The sequence below is a fragment of the Allorhizocola rhizosphaerae genome, from assembly GCF_003426775.1.
Classification (GTDB): Bacteria; Actinomycetota; Actinomycetes; order Mycobacteriales; family Micromonosporaceae; genus Allorhizocola; species Allorhizocola rhizosphaerae.
On sequence record NZ_QJUG01000084.1, the window covers coordinates 1 to 24,225 of the forward strand.

The 24,225-nt window shown below is 64.2% G+C and carries 25 protein-coding genes and 1 tRNA gene; 6 read left to right on the forward strand and 20 right to left on the reverse strand.

What is annotated here, in order from left to right:
• Nucleotides 1-76: 76 nt before the first annotated feature.
• The 4 genes from DM816_RS42720 to DM816_RS19290 all read right to left on the reverse strand — a co-directional run bounded on the left by DM816_RS42720 (nucleotide 77) and on the right by DM816_RS19290 (nucleotide 3,681).
• Entirely contained in the window at nucleotides 77-301 is a 225-nt protein-coding gene (locus DM816_RS42720) for a hypothetical protein (RefSeq protein ID WP_162907626.1), read from the reverse strand.
• 128 nt (nucleotides 302-429) lie between these two features.
• Nucleotides 430-642 (reverse strand): helix-hairpin-helix domain-containing protein, encoded by a 213-nt coding sequence (locus DM816_RS19275; RefSeq protein ID WP_117211641.1) that lies wholly within the window; start codon nucleotides 640-642, stop codon nucleotides 430-432.
• A gap of 925 nt (nucleotides 643-1,567) precedes the next feature.
• Nucleotides 1,568-2,902: a hypothetical protein gene (locus DM816_RS19285; RefSeq protein WP_117211642.1), complete on the reverse strand. Its 1,335-nt coding sequence runs from the start codon at nucleotides 2,900-2,902 to the stop codon at nucleotides 1,568-1,570.
• Nucleotides 2,899-3,681, reverse strand: coding sequence for a helix-turn-helix domain-containing protein (locus tag DM816_RS19290; protein ID WP_117211643.1), 783 nt, complete (start codon nucleotides 3,679-3,681; stop codon nucleotides 2,899-2,901). Before DM816_RS19290 ends, DM816_RS19285 begins: the two co-directional genes overlap by 4 nt.
• A gap of 227 nt (nucleotides 3,682-3,908) precedes the next feature.
• On the opposite strand from DM816_RS19290, the gene DM816_RS19295 reads away from it, so the two are divergent.
• Nucleotides 3,909-4,298 (forward strand): hypothetical protein, encoded by a 390-nt coding sequence (locus tag DM816_RS19295; protein WP_162907627.1) that lies wholly within the window; start codon nucleotides 3,909-3,911, stop codon nucleotides 4,296-4,298.
• Nucleotides 4,299-4,477: 179 nt separating this feature from the next.
• Here the strand turns inward: DM816_RS19295 and DM816_RS19300 are convergent, their stop codons facing one another.
• From DM816_RS19300 to DM816_RS19310, 3 genes are all read right to left on the reverse strand, one after another.
• Nucleotides 4,478-4,876 carry a P-loop NTPase family protein gene (locus tag DM816_RS19300; protein ID WP_162907628.1) on the reverse strand — a complete coding sequence of 133 codons (399 nt, stop codon included), beginning with the start codon at nucleotides 4,874-4,876 and terminating at the stop codon, nucleotides 4,478-4,480.
• A 133-nt stretch (nucleotides 4,877-5,009) separates the two neighbouring features.
• On the reverse strand, nucleotides 5,010-5,603 hold the full coding sequence (locus DM816_RS19305) for a hypothetical protein (protein WP_117211646.1): 594 nt from the start codon (nucleotides 5,601-5,603) through the stop codon (nucleotides 5,010-5,012).
• Between the two features lie 145 nt (nucleotides 5,604-5,748).
• Nucleotides 5,749-6,096, reverse strand: a complete 348-nt coding sequence (locus DM816_RS19310; protein ID WP_117211647.1) for a hypothetical protein — start codon at nucleotides 6,094-6,096, stop codon at nucleotides 5,749-5,751.
• Between DM816_RS19310 and DM816_RS42725 the strand changes: the two genes are divergently transcribed.
• On the forward strand, nucleotides 6,073-6,450 hold the full coding sequence (locus tag DM816_RS42725; RefSeq protein ID WP_162907629.1) for a hypothetical protein: 378 nt from the start codon (nucleotides 6,073-6,075) through the stop codon (nucleotides 6,448-6,450). The genes DM816_RS19310 and DM816_RS42725 overlap by 24 nt on opposite strands.
• Before the next feature lie 312 nt (nucleotides 6,451-6,762).
• Here the strand turns inward: DM816_RS42725 and DM816_RS45860 are convergent, their stop codons facing one another.
• Both DM816_RS45860 and DM816_RS19325 read right to left on the reverse strand, forming a co-directional pair.
• Entirely contained in the window at nucleotides 6,763-7,074 is a 312-nt protein-coding gene (locus tag DM816_RS45860) for a tyrosine-type recombinase/integrase (RefSeq protein WP_117211649.1), read from the reverse strand.
• Between the two features lie 223 nt (nucleotides 7,075-7,297).
• Nucleotides 7,298-8,116: a tyrosine-type recombinase/integrase gene (locus DM816_RS19325; RefSeq protein WP_117211650.1), complete on the reverse strand. Its 819-nt coding sequence runs from the start codon at nucleotides 8,114-8,116 to the stop codon at nucleotides 7,298-7,300.
• Between the two features lie 202 nt (nucleotides 8,117-8,318).
• Between DM816_RS19325 and DM816_RS42730 the strand changes: the two genes are divergently transcribed.
• The 3 genes from DM816_RS42730 (at nucleotide 8,319) to DM816_RS19340 (ending at nucleotide 11,721) form a co-directional block, all read left to right on the forward strand.
• Nucleotides 8,319-8,756: a helix-turn-helix domain-containing protein gene (locus tag DM816_RS42730; RefSeq protein WP_162907630.1), complete on the forward strand. Its 438-nt coding sequence runs from the start codon at nucleotides 8,319-8,321 to the stop codon at nucleotides 8,754-8,756.
• Nucleotides 8,757-9,734: 978 nt separating this feature from the next.
• Nucleotides 9,735-11,603, forward strand: a complete 1,869-nt coding sequence (locus DM816_RS19335; protein WP_117211652.1) for a tyrosine-type recombinase/integrase — start codon at nucleotides 9,735-9,737, stop codon at nucleotides 11,601-11,603.
• A gap of 46 nt (nucleotides 11,604-11,649) precedes the next feature.
• Nucleotides 11,650-11,721 (forward strand) — tRNA-Lys (locus DM816_RS19340).
• On the opposite strand, the gene DM816_RS19345 is transcribed toward DM816_RS19340, so the two are convergent.
• The gene (locus tag DM816_RS19345) at nucleotides 11,696-13,297 is read right to left on the reverse strand and encodes a recombinase family protein (protein WP_117211653.1); all 1,602 of its coding nucleotides are present in this window, start codon (nucleotides 13,295-13,297) and stop codon (nucleotides 11,696-11,698) included. The two genes, DM816_RS19340 and DM816_RS19345, sit on opposite strands and share 26 nt — an antisense overlap.
• A 1,326-nt stretch (nucleotides 13,298-14,623) precedes the next feature.
• Between DM816_RS19345 and DM816_RS19355 the strand changes: the two genes are divergently transcribed.
• Nucleotides 14,624-15,505 carry a replication-relaxation family protein gene (locus DM816_RS19355; protein WP_246002048.1) on the forward strand — a complete coding sequence of 294 codons (882 nt, stop codon included), beginning with the start codon at nucleotides 14,624-14,626 and terminating at the stop codon, nucleotides 15,503-15,505.
• 61 nt (nucleotides 15,506-15,566) lie between these two features.
• Here the strand turns inward: DM816_RS19355 and DM816_RS19360 are convergent, their stop codons facing one another.
• The 10 genes from DM816_RS19360 to DM816_RS19405 are packed head-to-tail and all read right to left on the reverse strand — an operon-like array spanning nucleotide 15,567 to nucleotide 24,143.
• Nucleotides 15,567-16,442, reverse strand: a complete 876-nt coding sequence (locus DM816_RS19360; RefSeq protein WP_246002049.1) for an aminoglycoside phosphotransferase family protein — start codon at nucleotides 16,440-16,442, stop codon at nucleotides 15,567-15,569.
• On the reverse strand, nucleotides 16,439-17,092 hold the full coding sequence (locus DM816_RS19365) for a histidine phosphatase family protein (RefSeq protein WP_117211656.1): 654 nt from the start codon (nucleotides 17,090-17,092) through the stop codon (nucleotides 16,439-16,441). Before DM816_RS19365 ends, DM816_RS19360 begins: the two co-directional genes overlap by 4 nt.
• A complete protein-coding gene (locus DM816_RS19370; protein ID WP_117211657.1) occupies nucleotides 17,089-17,823 on the reverse strand; it encodes a phosphotransferase in 735 nt (244 codons plus the stop codon). The genes DM816_RS19365 and DM816_RS19370 overlap by 4 nt, the downstream gene beginning before the upstream one ends.
• On the reverse strand, nucleotides 17,820-18,626 hold the full coding sequence (locus tag DM816_RS19375) for a class I SAM-dependent methyltransferase (RefSeq protein ID WP_117211658.1): 807 nt from the start codon (nucleotides 18,624-18,626) through the stop codon (nucleotides 17,820-17,822). The genes DM816_RS19370 and DM816_RS19375 overlap by 4 nt, the downstream gene beginning before the upstream one ends.
• 28 nt (nucleotides 18,627-18,654) lie before the next feature.
• Nucleotides 18,655-19,161, reverse strand: a complete 507-nt coding sequence (locus DM816_RS19380; RefSeq protein WP_117211659.1) for a P-loop NTPase family protein — start codon at nucleotides 19,159-19,161, stop codon at nucleotides 18,655-18,657.
• Between the two features lie 48 nt (nucleotides 19,162-19,209).
• Nucleotides 19,210-20,244 carry a CgeB family protein gene (locus DM816_RS19385; protein ID WP_170318842.1) on the reverse strand — a complete coding sequence of 345 codons (1,035 nt, stop codon included), beginning with the start codon at nucleotides 20,242-20,244 and terminating at the stop codon, nucleotides 19,210-19,212.
• Nucleotides 20,241-21,944 carry a carbamoyltransferase family protein gene (locus DM816_RS19390; RefSeq protein ID WP_117211661.1) on the reverse strand — a complete coding sequence of 568 codons (1,704 nt, stop codon included), beginning with the start codon at nucleotides 21,942-21,944 and terminating at the stop codon, nucleotides 20,241-20,243. The genes DM816_RS19385 and DM816_RS19390 overlap by 4 nt, the downstream gene beginning before the upstream one ends.
• Nucleotides 21,941-22,882 (reverse strand): thymidylate synthase, encoded by a 942-nt coding sequence (locus tag DM816_RS19395; RefSeq protein ID WP_117211662.1) that lies wholly within the window; start codon nucleotides 22,880-22,882, stop codon nucleotides 21,941-21,943. The genes DM816_RS19390 and DM816_RS19395 overlap by 4 nt, the downstream gene beginning before the upstream one ends.
• A complete protein-coding gene (locus DM816_RS19400) occupies nucleotides 22,879-23,838 on the reverse strand; it encodes an NAD-dependent epimerase/dehydratase family protein (protein ID WP_246002050.1) in 960 nt (319 codons plus the stop codon). The genes DM816_RS19395 and DM816_RS19400 overlap by 4 nt, the downstream gene beginning before the upstream one ends.
• Nucleotides 23,839-23,849: 11 nt before the next feature.
• The gene (locus DM816_RS19405; protein ID WP_117211664.1) at nucleotides 23,850-24,143 is read right to left on the reverse strand and encodes a hypothetical protein; all 294 of its coding nucleotides are present in this window, start codon (nucleotides 24,141-24,143) and stop codon (nucleotides 23,850-23,852) included.
• Nucleotides 24,144-24,225: the final 82 nt, after the last annotated feature.

The following is a 24,225-nucleotide window of genomic DNA, read 5'->3' on the forward strand; positions in this document are numbered from 1 at the left end:
CTACCGCATCCGCAACAGAGACCTCGGTCGGCAGGTACCGCCAGCCGACCACCACGACCATCGTTAACCATAACAACTAACCATCAAGCAGGGGGTCAGCTTTCGAGCGCCGAGAAAGGGTCAGCATTCGGGCGACGTTGACATCTCCTTCATCACCCCGCCGAACCTCGTCGAACAGAGCAGGGGTCATCGGCACCAGTCCCAAACACTGGCCGAGATCCACAACCACACCGTTGACCAATGCTCGACATGGCCGCAGGGCGCCGGCGGGAGCGATGACGCCCTGCAACACGTAACTCACGCAACACACCCTACGAGACGCTGCTCAAGGAGCGCTCCGCGGCAGAAGAGTGAGCCCAGGCGACGCCGCACGGCTCGCGTTGGACCAGCGCGAGGTCGGCTGGTCTTACCGGCGTTGGGCTGTTGTGGTCAATCGGCAAAGGCGAGGCCATGCTCGGCCAGCGCGGCGGCCAGGATGTTGACCGCCTTCGGCCCGATCCCGTGCAGGGCAAGTAGATCGCGGCGGCTATAGGCAGCCACTTGCGCGAGCGTCGTGACGCCGGCATCGAGCAAGGCGCTATTGGCTGGTCGCCCAATCGGTGGCAAATCACCGATCTGAGCGGGCACATGGCGAGTACTCACACGATCACGATAGTCGGCCGAGCCCGCTGATCCGATTCCACAACACTTCGTCCAAGATGCGGGGTATCCAGTTGGCGGCAGAACCGCGCGAAGCTAAGCGAAGCACCCCACGTGGCAATTCCAGATACTGCCGGTTGGTGTCGATCAGTCCGCCGTAAAGTTCCATTGCGCAGGCAGGGTGCTGTCGCAAAGAGCACAGGTGAAGTTGTTGTCGCGCACGATATTGCGCTCGCCGCAGGTTGGACAACGGCGGAAGATGACCTTGTCGGTGAAGTCGCCGGATGCTGCACGCCCGCACGGTCGAGAGCGCTGGCCACGGCGGGCCAGGAATCCGGATCAGGGCAATATCCGCTCGATTGGTTGGTCACCTCAGCGACATCCCTGCCGGACTCGGTGGAGGCGAAGGTCATCTCCCCGGCAGCGAGGACGTCCCGCCCGCCGGCGAGGGCGACATGTTCACTGCGGCGGGGCGCCAGCCTGAGTATGCCGTCGAGAGCCACGACGAATGTGAAAGGCTCCCCGAGTTCGCTGCGGCCGCGCCCGGTGAGCCATCCGTCGAGTGAGGCGGGCGCACCCACGGCAACAACGCCCACCGCGGCCATCAGGTCGCGTAGCTCGGCCGGACCGACATAGCGGTACCGTCTGGTCTGCGCCACCGCGCGACGGTATCCGTCTGAAGCGGGAGGCGTCCACACGAATTCAGGTCGGCAGGGGATGCCGACCGGCGCCGGCATGTTACGGCCTGCCAAAACGCCACGCTAGCTGGACCACGCCCGCCGCTGGTATCGCGGGCCGGGGTGTCGCATTCGGAGGGTCATTGACGTATGGCCGCATGCTTATGTGTTGGTACTGGATTGGCTTCGGATCCCTGTGCCGCCGACGGTCCATTGAGAACGGCCCCTGCGGTTCCCATCATGCGCAACGATCATTCGACGGGATTGGGCCAGACGGCCGCGCGCAGTTCCTCTAGCAGGGCGGTTACGGGTTGGGCAGCGAGCCGGGTGCTTTCCGGCAGCGATCTGCAGCGGTCGAAGGCGCCCCAGATCAGATCGCGTTCCCATTCCGAGAAGTTCTGCTCAGACATGTCTTTGGAAATCCGTTCGATGATCGCACTGTCGGAGCGGTGCACGAACGAATCGAGAAGCTCAGCGAAGGAGGAGACGGTGCTTCCATACGTGACCCAGGCGCGGATCTGATCGCGGAGGAGGTTGTTCTTGAATTCCAGCTCGGCGTACCAATCTGCCTGCGTGGCGGCGTCGTGCCAGCCTTCGGCGTCGGTGTCCACGAGACCGGCGATCCTCTCGGCCAACTTGCTGACCGCGATCACGTTCATCGTCAGAACGCCTTCCCGCAGCAGCACATCGCGGTATCCGTAGGCGATACGCTTCGGGTTCAACCCCTTCCAAGGATCCCTTGTCCGCCGGTATCGCCAGGTCAGCGGCTTGCCTGCCGGTGAGAGGGAAGGTGGGCTGAGCTGGCTGCCCTGAAGCATCTCCTCGATGGCAACGATGGCCTCGTGGTGGGCATAGGTCAGCTCGGGTTGCTCCGGCATCTCATCTCGCAGTGCCCGCCCGCCGAACCCAGTGTCGTAGTCGAGATTGAGCGCGTACCCACGCTTCGTCCCCGGGTGCGGGTCCGCGGGTGCGGGGTCGAAGAAGATGTAGTGGCCATGGAAGCGCGTGTCAGGAAAGGCGGCTGACAGCATCTCCTGGACGCTGCCCTTGTAACCGGAGTCCACGAGGATGATCTCCGTTCTGCTGTCGGTGAAGTCGACCTCCTTCTCCTGGAAGTACCTCTCCAGCGCTCCCCAGGCGCTGTCAGTGCGGCTGCGGGCAGGTCTGCGAAACGCCGCGATATCGGCGAACGTGGCACCGCCCTCTTCGAGTTCGGCGAGCGCCGCATCGACGATGGACCTGGAGAGGTACATGTCGGTGCAGTGTCGCGCGTGGAACGGCCCGTTCAGGATCTTCGTCGCGAACCCGAGGCTGAACGCGTCCCGGCCTACGAACACCACACGTGCGTTCTCGTTCTCCCGAACGGCGCGCTGAAGATGGGGCAGCATGTCGATCGCTGCCTTCACCATGAACGGCGCGAACACGCTCTTGGCGATGCCGAAGGAGCGGGTGACGGTCTCCACTTTGGACGGTGTGTCGATGTTGAAGACACCGAGGAAGATCCCGAGAACTCGCGGATGCAGATCAAAATGATCGATATCCACGTGACCGATCTGATCATTGACCCAGCCGCGTTCGCCGATCATGCCGACATGACCAGATAAACGAGGCCCATGAGCGCGACCAGAAGGTTGAGCGCCACCCACATGTGATGCAACCGGAGATGGTAGAGCCGCCGATATCGCCGCTGATGTCTGGACCGGCTGTCCGCCCAGTCCGGTTCGATTCCCAGGTCGGGAAACAACTCGTGCAGCCGGCTACGGATCGTAGCGGCTCCGGTCATGTGCATCTGATGCCGCTCGTAGAACTTTGCCGAAACGAGTGCGCCGAACAGCCCGGCGACCACCACGGCCGTCTTCGAAATCATGGCGACCAGCGAGGTCGGAGCAACGGCGGCAGCAGCCGTGAACGCTGCGGCGAGTCCGATGATAAGGCCGCAGAACAGAGCGCGCTGATTCTCCAGTTGCCGCGCCTGATCGCGCTGTTCCTGCCAGAGCCGGATCAATATCTCAGCGCTTGAGGCACGCTGTATAGCTGGAACCGCCACGCCGTCGGGTCGCGTGGTGGCAGGAGGCGACAGAGACGACCGAGAGCCGCCCTTGACCTTGTCGTGCAATATCTCCCAGCGCCCCAGCCAGTCACCGGGATCGGCCCCGCAGGCTGCCACAAATGCCGCGACCGTCTCCCAGGTCGGGAGATGATCACCACCGGCGGCTTCCGCCAAGGCCGTTCGCGATTTGCCTGTCTGCCGCGCCATCTGTAGGTACTTGGGGGTGCCGGCCTGATCGCGCAGCAGTCTTAGCTCTGCAGCGAAGGCTTGGACAGGATCGTCAGGTCTGGTCAGAGGCCGTTCCTGGCGCGCCATGCGGGCCGTCCCTTCGCCAAGCACGTCAGCTTCGACATAGCGAACAGCCTATTTTCTACCAGGGCCGTTGACCGTCGCCACCATGAATTGACCGTCGCTCCAGCCGACGGTCAATTCCGCTGCTAGAACGGGATCCAGCTCATCCCATCGATCGAGGAGTGACGATGATGATCCCAAAGGCACGTCGAGCAACGAGTCTCAGGTTGCTCTCGCTCATGGTTGGCACCATGCTCGCCCTGGTCGGAGTGACGGTCTCCGCGACACCAGCAATGGCCAGCGCCACTGGGTGCGCATTGTATGGAGGTAACTACGGCGGCTACTTCATCCCCGGCGGCCAGTACTGCTTCTCCATCAACGGAAGCGGCCTGACCGTCAACTTCACCTCGGGCAGCTTCAACGGCCCGGTGCTCTACAACTGGGCCGAGTCGGTCCGTTTTTACGACACGTCGAACACCAACTACGCCACCTTCAACAAGCCGGTGACATCCGGTGCCGCGTACGGATACCACTACTGGCAGCTGCCGATCCACGGCACCGCCAGGACGGGACGAGTCTGCGGTGAGCTGAAATCCAGCGGTTCGGTGGTGGCCACGGTCTGCCACAACATCTTCTCGTAGAACCCCAAGCGGTGGGGGGCCGGAACTCGCCACCCACCGCTCTATCCTTCGGCATCTGCTGTTCCGCCGCCGGCAGCGTGGTCGTGCTCGCCAGACCGTCCGTGCCTTGCCCACTAGCCTCCCTGTTTCGGTAAGCTGCGGTGTCGTCGCGGATTGATCTCGTTGAGTGATGTCTGTCGTTATTCGGCTGGTGTTGGGCAGCATGGTGCCGGCCTCGGCTGCCGGGATGCTCCTGCTGGGTAGGGTGCTGGCCGTGGTTGGCCAGCCGCCGCGAGTTGGGCGATCATGAGCTGGAGGGTGTCGTTGAAGCTGGAGCCTTCGGCCACAGTGTGCTCGTGCGGCAGGCCGAGGGTGTCGCCAGGCAGGTACCAAGAGCGCATGTCGTCGTCGCTGAACTCGCTGCGCTGAGGGCGAGTCTGGTGTCGGCGGACGGTTTCGTCGAAGGACACGTCGAGGTAGTAAGCCAGCGACGGGCCGTCATGGTCGGTGAACAGCTTCGTGAACATCTGTCCGTAGCGATGAGAAGCGAGTATGCCTTCCACGATCACGCTGTAACCGTTGCCCATCAAGAATCGCACGGTGTGATCTATGAATGTCGGTGCGAGTCACGCAGCGGCCGGTTGATCTGGCGATCCGTGCCGTCGCGTTCACCCCCGCAAACTAAACCGCCCGCACTGGCCCGCGACGGAACGCGACCAATGATCTCAGCGCCTATCTGAGAAGGAAGTTCCCGACCACGATGATCGCGGCGGCCCAGCCGAGGACACTGCCCATGTGCAAGATAACCACTCGCCTGGCCACGCGCTCGGCGAACAACCACGCTACTGCCAGATCGAACAAACCTGTTAGGCCAACGATTAGCAATAGACCCCGAGAGCTTTGGACCGGGTAATCAATAAAGAGGTAGTTCAACATCATCAGCAATGGCGTGCCAGGCCACAGCGCCAGCGAGAAAAACCGCTTTGATACCCGGTAACGGTCTGTCTTCTGAGGCCTGTCTGGGAAAAGGCTCTTGGACATCATCGCCATTGCGAAGCTAATCACAACCAGCGCATGCGCTTCATGCTCGCTGATACGCATCCACGACACCTGGATCCATCCCGTCAGGAAGCCCACAACAGCCACAACCATCATGTTGTAGAAGGCCACCCACTCAGCAATCACGCCTTTGAGTGAGACCCAGTCCAGATCCTGTAACAGCTTGACCAGCGATATCCCACTTGCAAGCTGCGACAAAAGAAACCACGGCCGCTTCCAGACCGGCCCGTGAGGATCTTTCCGGCGTTCGGTGGCTTCATCGGTCACGCACGAATCGAACCCGACGACTCCCTCTGTGTCGATCCCTCAATCAGCCTAGCCTCCAATTCGCTCAGAGCTTTTCGTGCGCATCCGGATCGTCTCGGATACGCAACGCTTGCGCTGCAACCAAACCACGACCGGCTGTCTGCCGTCACCTCCCGACGTTGGCTGCGGTCTTGAGGTAGTCGGGGAGTTCGGCTTCCCATTCGCGGCGCTTTCGGCGGCCGAGGCCGGTAGCGGGTGGTACACCGGCGGCCCGGGACAGTTCCGCCCCGGTGGGAACCCGGCCGCCCGCAACTTCGCGATCCCAGAACCGGCGCATGGCCGCAACGGCGGTGACGTCGGCCTCGTCGTCGGGTCGGTCGTCGTCGCCGGTCGCCTCGTCGTCGTCCAGCACGTCGTTGTCCGGTACCGGCTGCGGGAGTTGGCTGGCAGCGCGCCACCCCGCACGATCGACCAGCGCCAGCAGCAATTGGTGGATCTGCTGCTTGCCGCTCACGCGGCCGCAGCGCCAGCGGGACAAGTTCCAGCGCTCGCCGACGACAATGCTGCGCGTAAGGCGCTCAGGGGCCTTACATATGCGACCATCGTGCGCCGAGCCGGCGAGTTGTCCAAGGCTGGTGCGGATGCGACCGAAGCTGCATGGAGCATGTGCAGCGGTCTCGCCCATGGTGACGCGAGCGCGACCATCGGCCTGTTGGACACCGAGGTAGTGCAGCAGGTTGCTCCAGGCATCAGCCTGACCCGCGTTTCGGCGCAGGTGAGGCTGCTGGTCACCGCCACCGCAATCGCGTGCGGCATGACCGCTCGCGCGTTCCAACTTCTGCAGGAACGCGGCCGGCCACCATACTGATCAGGCTCTTCGCCCTTTGGGACGGCAGCGCCGCTGGCGGGGCGCTTCTCCTGTTCCACACCCGTGATCGGCAGGTAAGACCACGATTCGATCACAAACGCTGCTCCATGATCGCTTTCACGTACGACCGTGAGCCAAGGCAGTGCTTATCTGCCCCCCAATAGCCCCCGGACACCTGGCTTCAGTGGGACTGGACGGGACGCTGTGGGACACCCGTACGAAGAGGCTCCGACCTGTTTCCGCAGGTCGGAGCCTCTTTTTGCACGTGGTGGCGGGTGAAGGGTTCGAACCTTCGTAGCTCTCGCGACGGTTTTACAGGGGGTCGCTGTGTGCGTCTGGGTTCCCGTCACTTTTTGAAACCGGAGAACCCGTTACCTCGTTAGGCCGTGTTCTGCGCGAGGTTGGGGCTTTCCGGGCGGTTCTGGCTCGCCTGTTAAGCATCTGGTCGAGGGCGTCCAGTTCCTCGGTACTTCCGCGCGAGAAGAGGTGGCCGTACACGTCGTAGGTTGTCTTGATCGATTCGTGGCCGATCCGATGTTGGATCGTGTATGGATCCCACCTGGCATCGATCAACCAGCTCACATGGGAGTGTCGGGTGTCGTGAATGCGGGGGCTCTGGTGCAAGCGGGTCTTGCAGGCGCACTCGAGACAGCGTTGGGGTCGAGTTTTTCTTTCTTACCTCCGCGTCCGCATTTGATCATCTTTGTGGGTGGGTGTTTGGGGCAGCGGCTTGCCTTGATCACGGCTGGTTTCCAGTAGCGACGGCGAAGGTTGTTCTGGTCCCATGCCGTGCCCTCTGGCGAGGGGAAGATCAGCTCGTGCGGTCGTTTGTCTGCGCAGCGGGCCTTTAGGATTTTGACCAGGGTTCGCGAGATGGTGACCGACCGCTCGCTACGCTCAGATTTGGGCCGCCGAAAGTTCCGTCCTTCCTGAAGGTTTGTTCGACAACGATCACTGGCTTCTTGATGTCGAGCTTGAGGTCGCATACGCGCATGCCAAGAAGCTCGCCCAGACGCAGTCCTGTACCGAAGGCGACCTTAATAAAATCCTTGATCTGTGGGTCCGCCGCTTCCCACAGCGCATCGGCCTCCTCGGCTGTGAGGTAGCAAGCCTTGTGGCGTTTGACCTTCGGGAGCCCATTGGAACGCTTGCCTTTGGGCTTCTCAGCGGGGTTCGTGGCCATGTGTTTCGGTACAGCTGCGCCGAGGATCTGGTGAACCACAACATGGATCTTCCTCACCCCTGCCGGCATAAGCTCCTTAGCAAGGCGTCCGTAAAAGGTCCAGATGATGTCGGGGTCCTTCTCGAGGTCAGCGAGATGGATCGGACCGAGGTCTGGGATGACTCGGCTACGTATCAAGCGCAGGTATTCCTTCATGGTGGAGTCCTCGACGTCGTTCTTGAACTCCTGCCACGTCTCGAACCACTCGGCGAACGTCGGCGTCTCCTTTTGCACCTCTTCGTTGATGCCAAGGATCGCCTTGTAGACCTCCTCGTTAGTTATGTTGTGGTTGTTCGCCTCTGCGAGGGCTTTTGCCGCTTCGGCCTTCTTGAAGCCATCAGCGGTGCCGGGAAACGTACATGATTGCTTCTTTCCCGCCGCCTTGCCGCCAAGCCGCCACCATACTCGGTATGAACCAGAACGGAGCTCGGGTTTCGATGCCATAGATCGAAAGGTACCCAAGCGCGTGACCCCATGGGGTCACACAAGCCTCGCAAACGGATCATGAGCCGTAAGAGAACGCTGTGAAACGTATGGAACGACAAGCCAATTCATGAATTCAGCGTGATCAGACAAACACATTATTCGAACTGGCAGTGTGGGGGTCAGGGGTTCGAGTCCCCTCAGCTCCACCCATCTGACCAGCATGAACGCCTCGATCCCATCGACGGGAATCGAGGCTTTCACGTTCTGGCGGCACCGTGGCGGTACGGATGTGCCAAATTTCGCGTTCACCCAGCGTGCAGGCGTCTCGACGTCGTTGGCGACGATGACGGCCGCTGCAGCACGTAAGCGAAGGGGACCGATGGATGCCGGCATGCTGTTCACGGTCGACGAGGTCGCCAAGCGGCTTCGCGTGTCTGCCCGGTGGCTGGCAGATCAGTGCCGCGCCAGCCGGGTCGAGCACGTTCACCTTGCCCGCCAGCGCCGGTTCACCGCTGACCAGATCGACATGTTGATCGCGAGCCGCACCGTCCGGCCTACTGCACAAGTGGACCTGGACGCGACCAAACAGCAAGTGCTACAGTGCCTGGCACGCGCGAGCCGGTCAAGATCGAGCGCGAGCGGACGGCGGGCCGGCTGAGCATTTTGCGGCTCGTGGCCGGGTGTCGCAGACGATGGATGGCGTTGGCCAAGGCGCTTAACAGATCCGGGGATTAAGGCGGTTCTTCACGAGCCAGGTCCGGTACAAGCGGCCGCGTAGCCGCCGAGGTCGCAATCGCAATCGATCGTGGCGGGGCACGAGATCACGCGAGCACCGTCGCGCGCGGTGATCACGTACTCAAGACCGAGCGGGTCACCGCGGCCCGGGAGTTCGATCAGTACCTGAAAGACCCGCGTACTGTGATTGACACAGTCCCCAATCGGCTGGGGTACATCCGATCCCGATATTCGACGCAAGAGCTGAGCCGTATAACCAGGCGCTTGAGGCCTGCTCTGCATCGCTGCTGTTTGTGGCTGCGTCGGAGGGGACCATTGGCCGGGCGACCCAGCTGCGCACAGCCCTCATGCGGCTGGCTGCCGCCCGCGCAGAGCATCCGGCGGCCGGCAGGATACCGAACGAGCCGATCCAGGAGGTTTTGGCGGCTGAGCGCGACCTTATGAACGCAGCCAGAGGCGACCTTGGCCTTGCTCCCATAGAGACCATATTGAGAACGATGTCGCCCGCATCTGTTCGGGGCAGTCGTAGACACCTGGCGTCCGATGAGGGGTCCCTTACTAGAACAACATTCTTACCCTTGGCGGTGACCTGAGCACCTTGACCAGCCCATTCTCGTATGACCCGTACGCTGACGATTCTCACTGCGGGGGCCCGCACGTACAGGCTGGTGACCTTAAGACCAGTGGCCTTGTCCGAATCCACCTGGCGTCGAGTGGCTCACGGCCTTCACACAAGGACAACGGTTGCAAACTGTTGCCAACGGACACAACGGCTGTATCGATGGTGACGATCCTTGAGGCGCAGCGCCGCAAGACAGCGCGGCATCGTCTATGCGGGTGACCTGGTGGCCGTACCCGCCTCGGCTGAACAGATCAATTACACCGCCGCGGGGTTGTGAGGATGCCGATCACGGTCCATGGTCAGAAATGGGGGTTGCCTCGCGCGGGGGTGATGGCGGTGGTGGCCAAGGGTTCGGTGTTCAAGCAGTGCACCTGTTTCGACGATAGCGGTCGCCGGTTGGGATCTCGCTGCCCGAAGCTGAAGCGTCCCAACGGGTCGTGGAACCCGAACCATGGGGCGTGGAGTTTTCAGCTGGAGCTGCCCCGCACTTTCGACGGCAGGCGGCGTGTTCTGCGGCGGGTGGTCACCGACTGGCCCGGCAGGTACGAGACCGTGGTCGGGGAGTTGAGCCGGGCGCGGGAACTGATCGGGCTGGCCGCGGGAGATGAGATCTTGGCCGATGAGATCGCCGCGGTGTTGATGGGATGCCGGCGTAAACCGCTGCCGGATCGGCAGCGGCTGATCCGGCAGGTCCGCAGCGGCGTCCCCAACGGCCCCTTCATCACTACGGGTGAGTATCTGACTTGGTGGGTGGAGCATCGGCAGATCGATGAGCACACCCGTATCGGCTACGCGGCGCATGTGCGCAATCATCTGATACCGCATTTGGGTCATATTCCGTTGCAGCGTCTGCATGCGACGCACATTGAGGCCATGTTCGCCAGGATGAGCAAGCACAACAGCGGCATCCTGGCGGCCCGCGCCAGCAGCGACCCGGCGGTCCGTGAATCGGTGCGTAATGTGCGGCTGACCATGCCGGCCACGATGACCCGGGTGCGGGCTACGCTGCGTAAGGCGCTCAACGACGCGGTGGCCAAGTATCGGCTGATCGAGTTCAACCCGGCCCTGCATCTGGAGATGCCGGCCTATGATCGGCCGCAGGTGCGGGTGTGGACTCCGAAGGCCATCGCGCAGTGGAAGGCCAGCGGTTTTCGGCCCAGCCCGGTGATGGTGTGGACACCCGAGCAGGCCGGCGTGTTCCTCGACCATGCCCAAGCGCATGACCCGGACCTGTACGCGCTGTTCCTGCTGGTCATTCTCGCCGGGCCACGCCGTGGTGAGGCCGTCGGCTTGCGCGCCGATCAGGTCGACTTCACGGAGCGGACGGTCACCTTCAGCCATCAGCTGACCACTTACGGGTACAGGCCGGTGTACAAGAAGGTGAAAACGCGAAGCGGGGACCGGGTCGTGTTCATCGACCGTCGAACCGCCGCCGACCTGTACGAGTACTGGCAGCTGCGGCAAGGCTGGGAGGCGGTCGCCGGCGAGGCGTGGCCTGCCACCGTCGATCTGCGTAGCCCGGTGCCCGGCGGGTTCACCCTTGTCGGGGTCGATCTGTTCTTCCGCCAGCCCGACGGGCAGGCCTGGCACCCCAACACGGTCACCGACCGGTTCGAACACGCCGCCGCTGCGGCCGGGCTTCCGCCTATCAGGTTCCACGACGGCCGGCACGCCGCCGCCACATACCTCAAGGCCGTTGGCGGGGACCTGCTGGACATGAAGAAGAAACTCGGCCACGCCAGCATCACCGTCACCGCCGACACCTACCCCGCCGCGCTAGACCAGATCGACCGGGAACTCGCCGAACGCACCGCCGGGCTCGTGCCACGCAAGCACAGGATCATTGGTTCGACCACGCTGGCGAAACCGGACGGCAAGGCGGTAAACAGCCAAACAGCGAGCAGATACACCGGCAACGGCGTGCCCGATTTAGGATCGAATGCTCCATTCCCGGTGAACAGCACGAGAGCTGCAACCAGCCGCAGAAACCAGCACAGCACCGCCAAAGCCGAAGGCACACAACGTAAGGACACGGCGCCACCTACGGATTTGCCGGCGCCCACACCGCGCCACGGCAGCCAGCCGCTGGGCGGTGATTGGCCGCCGCCAGAACGCCGACCCAACCGATACCCCCACGACCTGCGCTGAACGATCCGGTAACCTGGGAACGCGCGGGCCGCACCCAGGCCCGCCTGGGGTGCTAGCTCAATGGCAGAGCTGCGGACTTTTAATCCGTAGGTTCAGGGTTCGAGTCCCTGGCGCCCCACAACCCGCACCATTGTGCGAAAAGAGGAGTCGGTCGATATTTCGTCCGGCTCCTCTTCGTTTTGGTCGAACTGCCCTATGGGGATCTTGTAGATCGGCGTCAACCTATCTCCTTCGATCTTGACCTCGGCGACGTGGCTCTCGGTGACCGCTTTACGCTGACCTGGTGTCCCGTGGGTGAGGACATGAATGAGGTCTTGCCGGAGCCGTTCGACGGCTCTCGGGCTGGGTGGCTGGGGCAGGTCGAGGCACATTTGGCGAAGCTCGTTTTGTCTGGCTTTGAGCTGGTCGAGCTTGATCGATAGGTCCTGGACGCGGCGGCCGCAGGTGCGTTCGTCGAGGCTGCCGTTCTCGAAGGCGATCAGGTACCGGTTGATCGCGGCGTCGGCGGTGGTGATCTCCTGGGCGATGCCAGCGAGCTCGGCCTGATGCTGTGTGGTTCCTTCCGCACGCATTGCCCGTTCTCCGGCCACGGCGGCGATGATCAGGTCTGTGTTGCCGTAGAAGTCGATGAGCGCCTCGGCGATGGCCTTGTCCAGAAGGTCAGCGTCAATGCGCGGGCCGTCGCAGGCGGTGGTGCCGTACCGGGCGCGGGTGAAGCAGGTGTAGTAGCGGTACCGGCGCAGCTTGCCGGTGGCTGAGGTGCCGATGTACTTGCAACCGCACTTCGGGCAGGTGATCCGGCCGGTGAGGTCGTATTCGGAGTTGGATGCGGCGCGCTGGGAGTGTGCTTCCCCGCGGGCATCCAGGATGCCCTGACACTGGGCGAACAGCTCTTCCTCAACCAGCGGCGGGTGGGCATTCTCGACGATGATGTCGCGGAAGACCACCTCGCCGCGATAAAGCCGGTTGCCCAGCATCCGCCCGATGGCATGCCCGGACCAAGGCTTGCCGGATCGTGTGCGTTTGCCGTGCGCGTTGAGCTGGGCGGCGATGGCTCTGGTTCCGATGCGGGTCGAGGCGTAGAGGGTGAAGATTGCTTTGACGACGTGCTGTTCGTCGGGATGCGGCGTGAGTTTGCGGGTCTCCGGGTCGACGACGTAGCCATAGGGGCGCGGGCCGTGAGTCCATTCGCCTTTGGCGGCTTTACGTTCCATGCCGTTGACGACGCGGTCGATGATGACCTCGCGTTCGAATTCGGCAAACGCACCAAGCATTTGCACGAACAGCCGCCCAGCCGGGCTCGAGGTGTCAAAAGGCTCGGTGGCAGAGCGGAAATGCACTCCGGCGCTGTCGAGCTCGTCCATCAAAGCGGCCAGATCCCGGATGCGGCGGGAGAACCGGTCGAGCCGGTAGACCAACAGCAGGTCGTACCGGCCAGCTTTTGCTGCGGTCAAAGCTTTGGTGAGTCCGGGGCGGTCGAGGGTGGCGCCGGAGGCGTCGTCGGTGAAGCTGGCGGTGATCTGCCAGCCGGGTTGGGAGTCGACGTAGGCGTACAGCTTCTGGGTCTGGGCTTCGATGGTGTAGGGCTGGTGCTCGTCATCGGTGGAACGGCGGGTGTAGATGGCCACCCGCAGCACCGTCTCCGGTGTGATCGCCTCCCGCTTGCGTGCAGCCGGCTTTCGTTGTCGTGCCATGCAATGCTGCTCCGTCCTCTATGTAGGCGTTGCGGCCGAAGTTGGTTCGGCCGCAACGGAATGGGTTAGTTGTGCTCGTCGTGTTCTGGTGGATGAAGGGTCCACCATGACGAGATCAGCACCGTCCATGCCTGGACTGCGTTTCGGTAGTCCTCCGCGGTCATGGGCACCGTCTTGGGCGGGCCGACGGTCCAATCTGGACCTTTGTTGTCAGGGCCGGTGGTCTTACGCGGCCCGGTTGCGGATGTGGTGATGGTCGAACGCTCGCGTCGGCCGTGCCGGTCACGCCTGGCACGGCGTGTGGACTCGGTGTTCGCCTCACCACGGGGATGGCCAGCCTCGTTGGCTGGGTCGTCGTGGACCATAAGCGTCCTTCGAGTCGTGGCTGACGATCTTCAGCGCGGTGGGCGTTCACCGGGAACCTCCTTTCTGTTGTGGCCCGACGGGTTGTAACGCTGGCCGGGCAGTCCCGACCAGACGATCATGGCTGGTTCGGTTTAGGTAGATCTCCTCTCCATCTCGCTCAAATGTCAACCCCACCAACGGGGTCATGCCTAATGTCTGGCATAACGCCAGGTGGCGGCCCATCGGTCCGGTGCCGGTGGATGTGTCGGGGGCGGGGCTGACGTTCGATCGCGGTGATCGCATGGAGGACGGCCCGCGTGCCGACCCTGAAGGTGGGCAACGGATTCCACGTGACGGCGGCGACGGTGTTGGTCGGTTCAAGATTCAGGTGAACCTCGACCGTAGCTCGATGCTCGGGCCGGTTCCAGCTGCTGGCAGCACCTGTGCTGAGAGCAGAACTGTCCACATCAGACGGACAATGACTGGGAACCTTTCAACGCATTCGCGGGGTGCCGACGTTCGCCGTGAGGTTTTCTGCCCGCGGACGCCTCACAGCCGTTGCTGTCCGGCAACCCCTCAGACCCAGTTGACCCGCCGGAAAACCTCACAGGCGAAATGTCGTGCAGCGCCCGTGACCTGCGCTGAGAGGTTTCCTGGGGTCCTGTGAGGTTTTAGGTGCGGTCCATTTCACCTCACAGCGCGGTACTGGGAAGGGAGTAAGCAACCGCGACCGGCTGGTCCCGCGCGATCAAAGGACGCCTGCTTCGGCCTGGGGGCGCTCCAGCGGGTGCTTAAGGCACCGCTTAAGCCCGTGCTCCTTGAACGTGGCCCCCTTAAGCACAGCCGAACTCCGTGACCGCCCAGGTCACCACCTCCGTTCGGCCCTCGTCGGCCGATCCCGAAGACCTATACGGGTCTTCTTCTTCCCCGCGAGGGGCACATCCGCGAAAGGGAGTGATGGTTATGCCAAGGCGATCCAAAGTGGAGCTAGCTGTCCTGATGCAGCACCGGCTCACACCACGCGACTGGCGACTGCTTGAGTGGCTTTATGATCACCGGCTGCTCACCACCGACCAGATAGCCGACGCTCTTTACCCGAGCGTCCACGCCGCCCAAGTGCGACTGAGGACCCTGACCAAACTCGGTCTGCTTCTTCGGTTCCAGCCCTACCGGCTCAACGGCGGCAACTTCCCGTACCACTACGTCCTCGACCACCTCGGCGCGCTGATCATCGCCGGATCAAGATCGGACGCGCCGCCCCGGTTAAGCCAGTCGGATACCCGAATCCAGCGAATCGTCAGCAGCCGAAACACCGACCATCGACTCGGCATCAACGGCTTCTTCACGCAACTGGCGAAGTATGAGCGGCTGAACGAGGGGGCACGGCTGCATCACTGGTGGCCAGACACGCGCATGCGGCGGTTCGCGCCACCGGGTACCACGATGCTGGCGATGCTCAAGGCAGACGGCTTGGGCGTATGGGCCGACGACGGCCACACCGTCGCCTTCTACCTTGAGCACGATGAGGGCACCGAGTCCCTTCCCACGCTCATCGACAAAGTCGTCCGGTACGACCAGCTGCCGGAAGCACGCTGGCCGGTGCTGTTCTCAATGAGGTCGACTGTCCGGGAAGGACACTTTCACCAGCAGCTCGCGTCGCTGAAGCCGAAGATCCCGGTGGCCACCATGGCACGCGACCGTCTCGGGGGCGCAACGCCGGCCGAACAGGTTTGGCAACTGCACCGCGCTGCCGCGCCTCTGTTCCGTCTCGCCGAGCTACCCATGCAAAGCCCGGTTGACCTTGAAGCCTTTGACGCGGAAGCGCGGGGAATCTACTCGCTGCCACTCGCTGAGGTTCGCTGAGAGGTTTCTTGGTGGTCCTGTGAGGTTTTCAAAGACCTCACAGGACCTTGCGCTGAGAGGTTCAGCCGCTACCGCCGTCGGCCTTTACGTCCGTCAACACGACTCTTCGGCCGAGTTGCTGTGAGGGGCTGGGGTCAGAATGCCGTGCGGACGCCCAGCGCAGGTCGGTCGCGGCTCGGCTGGCGATGTCGATGGCGGCGCAGCAGTCGATGACCAAACGGTCGAGGTCGCTGAGGTCGCCGTAGCCGTCGCGGAAGGCGGTTTCAAGGTCGGGGCGTTGCGGCCAGATGCGTGTGGCCATCCGGACGAGGTCTCGTGCGGGGAGGTCGTAGCGCGCGTGTTCGAAGTCGATCACCCTGATCGTGCCGTCGTGGTCGCGGACAAGGTTGCGGGGCATGAAGTCGAGATGGCACGGCGTCAGCGTGTCGACGCGCAGCCTGACGAGCTGTTCGAGCCGGCCTTCGAGGTCGCGGCGCTGCACGCAGTCCAGCCGTGCGCCTGCTTGGCTGATCCAGTATCGGCCGCGTTCGGCCAGAAACGTGGTGAAGCCCGGGTCGCGTGCGCAAGGCCAGGCGACATGCAGCGTGCGCAGGATCGCTCCCGCCTGGCGGTGTGCGTCACGCTCCGCCCCGGGCGGGAGCGAAAGCGTGTCGAGCGGCTGCCCTGAGATGGCGGTGATCGCAATAGCGGCGGGGTTGGCGTTGACCGCGATCAGGCGCGGCACCCGCCAGTCGAGGGCGCGAACCCAGTGGCGGTACGCATGTGTTTCCTGCCCGTGGCGTTGGAGACTTCGATGGACCTTGACAATGACTTCGCCATGGTCATTGCTGTGCGCCCGCATCACGACGGTGCCGCCATGGCCGTCGTGGAAGCCGATCACGTCGAGTTCGCCGAGCATGGCTCGCCCGACCGCCATGAGGATCTCGGCGGTGGTCACCGCAGGTTGTCCGGCAGATGCGACTGGTCGTTGTGCGCGTCGAGCAGCCAGGTGTGGCGGCCGTGGGCATTGACTTGGAGTTGCCAGCGGGCGACGGCGGCGTGCCCGGACGTGAACCAGATCCGGATACTCGAATCGCGAGCGAGTCCTAGCAGGAGGGTGTGTGCGGCTTCGACGGTCTCGCCATGTCCGATGATCAGGATTCGCTGGCCGTGGTGACGTTCCAGGAGGGCCTCGAGGCTGGCTGTGGCGCGGGCGAGGTAGCCGTTCCACGACTCGCCTCCGTCAGCGATGACCTTGTCGGGCTGGTGTTGCAACGCTGAACCGAAGGCGGCCTTGATATCGCTCCACTGCTGGCCGTCGGCGTCGCCGTGGTCAGGGCCGCGCAGATCGTTTTCAACCATGATCGGCAGATCGAGCGCAGCCGCTATCGGCTCGGCGGTTTGGCGGCAGCGCAGCCGCGGCGAGCAGATCACGATCTCGAAGGCTCGCCGCTGGTGCTCGCGGCGCAGCCGTTCGGCGAGGTGCCCGGCCTGGGCGTGGCCACGTGCGGTCAAGCCGGTGCAGCCCTTGTCGCCGCCGACGCGGCCGGCGAGGTTACATTCAGCTTCGCCGTGACGGGCCAACGTCAGCTCGGTGGTGATAGTCATCGAATACCTTCCCGGAGTGGATCGGCCCACGGGCGGATGAGAGGCCACGGATGCCGGTAGCCGTTGCGGCCCAGGTAGTTCGCGGTGAATAGCCAGTTCAGCTCGGCCCAGATCGTCAGATCCATTGCGATGCAGGCGTTATGGCCGACGGTTGTGTTGTAGGCGTCCAAGGCGGCTGAGACGGCATGTGCCTCGATACGTCCGTGGGTCATGGCGGTGGAGACGATGAGCTTGGCGAGGTCGTAGCCGTGCGGGGCGAGGGTGAGATCGTCGAAGTCGACGATCGCGACACCGCGCGGGGTGAGGATGAAGTTGCGGAGGTTGCTGTCTTTGTAGAACGCGGGCGGCATCCCGGCCGCGCGATCCAGAACGGCGTCTGTCCACTGTGGACTGGTCCCGTGCGCTGCGGCTGCGGTGTGGAGCGCGGCCCGGCGGGATTCGGTGAAGTCCTCGATGTCGTGGGTGCCGATGCTGTGTGTTCGGTCGAGCCGGGCAGTGGTGAGTGCGGGGAAGGCTGCACGCTGCAGCCGGCCGATCGTGGCGGCCAGCGTGACAAGGTCGTCTGCACTGGGCGTGCTGCCGTCGAGTTTGGTGAATGCCAAGGCGGTCTTGCCCGAGTGGACGAGGTCGGGAAGGAGCACGCCGCTGTTGAGGCTTGTCAGCCAGCGGTGGTTGGCGCGGGCCTTGGCGGCTCTGCCGCCATCGGGATATCGCTTGATGAACAGGGTCATGGCTTGGTTCCGACGAGATAGGAGACCGTGGAACTGGCGGTCACCGGCGTGTCCGGTTGCCAAGCCCGCAGCCTCGCCGTGATCTCGGGAACGGTGCCGCCGATGTGGTAGCGGGGCGTGGTGGCCAGGTACGCGGCCAGGTGCGCGAAGTCGTGGAACCGGAACACATGCCGCTGCTCGACGATCCGCACGACGGTCAGGTGTTCGGTGGCCAGTGATCGAATGTTGGCGCTGTGGAAGGCATTGTAGAGGCTGGGCCGCGTGTGGGCGTGCGGGTCCAGCCCAGACGCGGCGACCACGTCGTCAAGCTCGATGTAGCTGTCGGCGGACTTCGTGACCAGGACCGCAACGCCAGATCGGCGCAGGCAGCGGGAGATCTCGCCAATCGCCCGGCCGGGATGCGTCGAGTGGTAGAGGCAGAACGCGGCCACGACCGCGTCCAATGTGGAGGCGGCGAACGGCAGATCGTGGAAGTCGCCTTGCCGTGTGGCGATGTCCAGCCCGACCGCAGCGAACCGGTTGGCGGCATCTTGCAGCAGGGCGCCGGAAAGGTCGAAGGCGGTCAGATTCCGCAGCCTGAACCGGCGGGCCAGGGCGATGCTGGTGGTCCCGCGTCCACAGCCGACATCGAGGACCACACTATCCGGGCGGATCATGCCGTCGAGCAAGTCGCAGATCGTTTCAGCCGCGTCCGCTCCGGCGATCTTCGCACGGCGCAGCGCGCTCGTTCGCGCGGTCAGTCTGTCGGCGTCCCCGTAGAGCGCCGCTGCGAGGCCGGGTTCGAGGAACGGGTTGGCGCTCATCAGCGCGCCCCCGTCTCAGGTGGCGGTGTTAGCGCCTTGCAGCTTGTGCGACGAACTGGTTGGCGGCCCTGCGGCTGGACAGAATGACCAGTTGGGCGTGAGCGGCGTGCTCGGCCGTCATGGCCACCACGCGGGGCTTCATCGATGTGCGGTAGCCCCAAATGTATTTGACGAAGCTCCAGGTGATCCGGTCGTAGACCCCGTCTTGGTGATGTTGCCCGCCGCGGTATCGCCAGCGCCGCTGCACGATCCCCCACAAGCAGACGTGGGCAGGCATATCGAGGAAGATCACGGTGTCGGCGGCGGCCAGCCGTATCGGCAGCGTGCCCGCGTAGTTGCCCTCGATCAGCCACCGTTCCCCGGCGACGAGCTTCTCCTGCTTGGCGGCGAACTCGTCCTGTGGCAGGGGGTTCCAGTTCTCGTCGTAGTAGATCGCATCCAGGTGGGTGACCGGCAGGTCCAGCAAGGCGCCGAGGCGCTTGGCGATCGTGGACTTGCCACTGCCGCCGCAGCCGATGATGGCGATGCGCTCCATGAGGCTCCAACCTAGTCAAGACTCGTGCGAAGGGGCGGGAGGTGGTGGTCATGTCGTAGCCACCACGCGATCGCGCAGAAGCTGGTCCAGCACCGCGACCTGCCGGGATACCCGAAACAGATCAAGACGTCGCAGACATGAAGCCAGAAGATAGGCATGATCGCCGGTTCCGGCGATCTCACGAAGCCAGCCGCAGACCCGGGCGACATCAGCCCCGTCTGCGACGTGCAGCGTCTTCGGGGCGAACTGGTCCGCGAACCGGATCGTTGCCGGGGTGATCGGGACGCAGCCGGCCAGGACTGCCTCGAAGAGCCGTTGTGTCATCTGCCCGGCCGCCGCATACCGCGGCGGCAGCAGCAAGATGGTGGCCAGAGCCGAGCGGTGGATCTCCTCGACCGTGTCGAAACCGACTCGACCAACGAACCGCACATGTGGCCAGCGGCTGGTCGATGTCCACTTGCCAGCCACGACGTGGGAGACGTGCGCCGCCGCCGGGGCGAAGAACACCTCGAACGCCGCGTCGCGGTCGTATTGGTTGCCGACATACGCCAAGGTCACATGCCGGTCGAGTTGGGCGAGCAGGTGCGGGTCGGTGGCGTCCAGACGCGCGTCGTCAACCGGAAATAGGAGGCTGACCGCGCCCGGGGTCGGCTGCAGGGCCGATTCGCAGATCGTGACGTTGCCGGCCCCGCGGAGCCGGTCCTGCGGGGGCAATTTCCGGTCCTTGTCCCAGATGATCGTCGGCAGTCGCAGCTGGTCGGTGTAGTGCGCGACCAGTTGATGTTGGCGGTGCAGGTCGCAGGTGTGCCCGGCGGAGCCGCACCAGGTGGTGTTGCGGCCGGGGATGGGCCAGCGCCACTCCAGCATGAGCACGTCGATGTCAGGCAGCCCGGCATCCCACGCATAAAGGTGCGACAGGTCAGTGCCGGCCTCGGTCAAGTCCCGATCTGGTTGCAGGAACACGGTGTCGTGACCGTGCCCGGTGAGCGCGTCGATCAGGGTGCGGCGGTGGCTGCGCCCACCGTCCGGGGTGTCGACGATGCCGGGGCCGAGGAATCCCCAGAAGCTGTAGCCGATCCTCATTTGGTCACCCACCAGCCTTCGATGAGCAGAGCGTCCAGACCCGACTCGGCAAGACAGTCCAACGCCATGTCCGGTGTGCCGCAGATCGGTTTGCTCTTGATGTTCAGGGAGGTGTTGATGAGTATCGGATGGCCGGTGATCTGGCCGAAAAGCTCCAGAACCTGTGCCAGAAACGGGTTCTGCGAGGCGGACACGGTTTGCACCCGGGCGGTGCCGTTGTGGTGCACGATCGCCGGGAGCATGCGCCGGGCGTAGTCGGTGGCCCCGGCCGCGATCGACATGAACGGCGACGGCTGGCCGATCCGGAAGTAGTCGCTTGCCCGGTGCGCCAGCACGACCGGGGCGAACGGTCGGAACGGCTCGCGGAATTTGACCGTCGCGTTGAGACGGTCAACCACTTGCGGCTCCAGCGGGCTGGCCAGGATGGAGCGGTGCCCCAGCGCCCGCGGTCCGGCCTCCAGCGCGCCGGTGAATAGGCCGACGATCTTCCCGTCGGCCAGGTGCCGCGCCAGGAACCCGGCGGGGCGGTCCACCTTGACCGCCGCCATCCCCGGCCTGGGACTCGCGGGCAGACTCAAACCGGTGAAGCTGGGGCCGAGGTAGCAGCGTCCCTCGATCCCGGTGGGCAGTTTGCCGGTGGCTTTGTGCCAGGCGTCAGCGGCGGCACCGACCGCCGTGCCGGAGTCGCCTGGTGCGGCGGGAACGTGGACCTCGTCGCAGAACCCGGCATCGGCGATCGTGCCGATCGACACGCAGTTCATCGCGACTCCACCGCCGACGCACAGCAGCCGGGCTCCGGTGAGGCGGCGGGTACGGGCGGCCAGGCTGACCATGACCTGCTGAGTCCGCTCTTGAAGCGCTGCCGCGAGATCGGCGTGGACTTGCTCCACCGTCTCGCCAGGCCGCCGCGACGAACACGTCGCTGCGACGAATGCGGGTGAGAGCCTGGGGTAGCGGCTCGACAGGATCCGCAGTGACAACAGGCGCGGGTTGAGGGCGAACCCGTCGTCGGCGGGTGGGATGGCTTGGCGCATCAGGGTTTTGAACCGTTTCGGGTCGCCGTGGGCGGCAAGGGCCATGACGGTGCCTTCCTCATCGCCGCGCCGCCAGCCGAGGTGTTCGGTGACCGCACCATAGGCGTAACCGAGCGATGCGGGATCATCCACATGCGACAGCATCGTCAGCGGCTGATCAGCGCCTGCGTCGGCCAGCCAGATGGTTGTGGTCTGAACCTCGCCGAGGCTGTCGACCACCAGCACCCCGGCCCGGTCATAACCGGAAGACAGCCAAGCAGTCCACGCGTGTGCCCGGTGATGTAGCGCCGGCCGGAGGTCGGCGTTGGGAAAGTGCTGCTTCAGACTGCGCAGCCTGTCTTGCGTTCGCCGGGCCACGTTGGCGAAGCTGCGCGCCCGTGGGATGGCCCGCGCCGCTGTGGCCGAATGCAGCAGGTGCAGCGGCATTTGCGACAGCGCGCCGAGGTAGCGACCGGGGACAAAATTGTAGGCAACCGCAGTGACATCCTTTGTGGACAGACCGGCGTCGCTGAGGAGCCAGTCGATCGCGCGGCGGGGAAAAGCGTTGCTGTGCTTGACACCGTCGAGGCGTTCCTCTTCGCAGAACCCGACGAGCTCTCCGTTGACCAGCAGCGCCGCCGCCGAGTCGTGGGTGTAGGCGCAGAGGCCAAGGATCACGCGGCTCATCCGGGGATCACCGCCTGCGCCGGAGCCAGATGCTCATACCAGCCACGAAGCGCCTCACCAAGCAGGCCCGGCATGGTGGCTGCGAGTAGGCGGGCGGTATCGCGTTCTCCTGCCTTCCAGCGCCGATACCCGCCCATGATCTGCGCGAACAGTGCCCAATGGCTGTCACCAAGCACCGCAAAGTCGGCGCTGATCACGGCGGCAAGGGTACTGTCCAGCTCCTCCCACGCCACCGTGACCGGATCCATCGCCTCACCGCCGCCGAGCGCAGGCAACGATGCGGCAATTTCGAAGTGCTCGGCATACAGATGCAGCGAGTCGACGGAATGCCGGTACTCGCCCAGCTCTGCGCCGACCCATCCCGCCATCAGCTCGTGGATCAGCGTGAACGTGAAGATGTCATACGGGAAGCCGAGCCACAGGTCCTGGCTGCGCATCGTCGTGTGCATGTGCAGCCGGCCACCGCGCAGAAAGAACCGGAACCCCAGCGTGCACGGGACATCGGAATGTCCGCTGTGGTCTTTGGCCGGATCGAACAACGTGACCACGCCCCGGCGCGTATCCGGGTCGTGCAGCAGCTGCCTCCGTACCCGGTCAAGCTGATCCACGCCGTGCCAGCGGCGCAGCCGTGGCCCATACGCGCCTTGCAGCACACCGACGTCGGCGTACCGGGCCAGCTGACGGTTGAACTCGAAAATCCAGGCGGCATCGGAGCCGGAGATGATCCAGACCGCCTCGGCGACAGCGAACGCCGGGTTGAGCACCCGCGCCGGCGGTAAGTGGATCAGTCTTCGGCGCGGCTCGGTCAAGTGCAGGTGGACGCCGAGGATTTCCCTGGTCGCCATGCCACGCGGCGCTACGTGCGACCCGTGCTCCAGCAGCCAGCGCGCAGCTGTCGTGAACAGCTCGCTAACCGACTGTCCATACAGGATGGTCATCTACGGCTCCCCGCAAGATCGAGCCCATAGACGTTCAACCGCACTGGGTCGAGGCTGCGCAGCCAGTCGGCCTGTCGGGCCAACCCGTCAGCCAAGCTCACCGTCGGCTCATAGCCCAGCAACTCGTGTGCGGTCTGCAGATCGGCGCTGGTGACCGGGACATCCCCAGGCTGGGCTTCAGCGGCGTCCAGCGGTATCGGCACACCAAGAACACGTGACACGACTCCGATCGCCTCGATCAATGACACGCTTGCGCCGCCACCGACGTTGATCACTTCTTCTCGGCAGTCCAGTTCAGCAGCAGCAATCGTCGCCGCGACCACATCGGACACATAGGTGAAGTCGCGCCGCTGCGTGCCGTCACCGAACAACGTGACCGGCATGCCACTGAGCGCGCCGAACAGCAGACGGCCCAGCACCATGTCCGGCCGCTGACGTGGCCCGTAGGCGGTGAAGTACCGCAACGCAACCACCGACAGCGGGCTGTCGGTGCGCCGGGCGTAGGCCAGGGCCAACTGCTCAGAAGCAAGCTTGGTCACCCCATACGGAGAAATCGGGCGGCAGTCATCGTCCTCGCAGCTCGGCCCGATCGTCGCCCCGTACACGCTCGACGACGAAGCCAGCACCACCCGAGGTATCCGCTGCCGCCAACAGCATTCCAACAGCCGCTGCGTGCTGGTGATGTTGGCGGTGACATAGGCATCGAAGTCCCCACCCCACGAGGCACGAACGCCGGGCCTGGCCGCCAAATGAAACACCACGTCACAGCCCGACATCACCTCATCGAGCCGATCACACGACAGGTCCAGAGCGACCGCGTGAAACAGGCTGTTGCTCGTCAACGAGGTAATCTCCCCGAACCGGGGCGGTGCGCAGTCGACTCCCACAACCTCGATGCCTTGCGCCACAAGGGCTTCGGTAAGATGTGAGCCGATGAACCCAGCCCAGCCAGTCACCAACGCCCGCTTCACCGAGCACCAGCCAGATCGAGCCAGCGCGGCACCACGTCGACCGGCGGCGCGACCCACGCCCCGGCACGATCAGTGTCCGAACCAGACAGTGCGATGACCTTGGCACGCTGCTGCCCGGACCTGACCGAGCCCAACGCGCAGAGCGCCCTGAACAGCGCTTCGGCCTGCTGCGCCGTTTCCGCGGTGTAGGCGTCGAGCACCAGTTCAGGGCACGTTCGCTCGTCGCGGAACATTCGACCGGCACCAACATGCCGGACCTGGGTGAGCAGCACCTGAAATCGTGCAGCCATTGCCATCCCCTAACGATCAAGATTCATGTTGCGGCAGCCCGCCGGACGATCCGGGTCTCCTGCCAGCACCGTCCCAATGACC

Bases quoted from the DNA above. Each gene is read 5' to 3' on its own strand.
- DM816_RS19285 (WP_117211642.1), bottom strand. From the start codon at position 2,902: ATGATCGGCGAACGCGGCTGGGTCAATGATCAGATCGGTCACGTGGAT.
- DM816_RS19290 (WP_117211643.1), bottom strand. From the start codon at position 3,681: ATGGCGCGCCAGGAACGGCCTCTGACCAGACCTGACGATCCTGTCCAA.
- DM816_RS19295 (WP_162907627.1), top strand. From the start codon at position 3,909: ATGCTCGCCCTGGTCGGAGTGACGGTCTCCGCGACACCAGCAATGGCC.
- DM816_RS19325 (WP_117211650.1), bottom strand. From the start codon at position 8,116: ATGGCATCGAAACCCGAGCTCCGTTCTGGTTCATACCGAGTATGGTGG.
- DM816_RS42730 (WP_162907630.1), top strand. From the start codon at position 8,319: ATGAACGCCTCGATCCCATCGACGGGAATCGAGGCTTTCACGTTCTGG.
- DM816_RS19335 (WP_117211652.1), top strand. From the start codon at position 9,735: ATGCCGATCACGGTCCATGGTCAGAAATGGGGGTTGCCTCGCGCGGGG.
- DM816_RS19345 (WP_117211653.1), bottom strand. From the start codon at position 13,297: ATGGCACGACAACGAAAGCCGGCTGCACGCAAGCGGGAGGCGATCACA.
- DM816_RS19365 (WP_117211656.1), bottom strand. From the start codon at position 17,092: ATGACTATCACCACCGAGCTGACGTTGGCCCGTCACGGCGAAGCTGAA.
- DM816_RS19370 (WP_117211657.1), bottom strand. From the start codon at position 17,823: ATGACCCTGTTCATCAAGCGATATCCCGATGGCGGCAGAGCCGCCAAG.
- DM816_RS19375 (WP_117211658.1), bottom strand. From the start codon at position 18,626: ATGAGCGCCAACCCGTTCCTCGAACCCGGCCTCGCAGCGGCGCTCTAC.
- DM816_RS19380 (WP_117211659.1), bottom strand. From the start codon at position 19,161: ATGGAGCGCATCGCCATCATCGGCTGCGGCGGCAGTGGCAAGTCCACG.
- DM816_RS19385 (WP_170318842.1), bottom strand. From the start codon at position 20,244: ATGAGGATCGGCTACAGCTTCTGGGGATTCCTCGGCCCCGGCATCGTC.
- DM816_RS19390 (WP_117211661.1), bottom strand. From the start codon at position 21,944: ATGAGCCGCGTGATCCTTGGCCTCTGCGCCTACACCCACGACTCGGCG.
- DM816_RS19395 (WP_117211662.1), bottom strand. From the start codon at position 22,882: ATGACCATCCTGTATGGACAGTCGGTTAGCGAGCTGTTCACGACAGCT.
- DM816_RS19405 (WP_117211664.1), bottom strand. From the start codon at position 24,143: ATGGCTGCACGATTTCAGGTGCTGCTCACCCAGGTCCGGCATGTTGGT.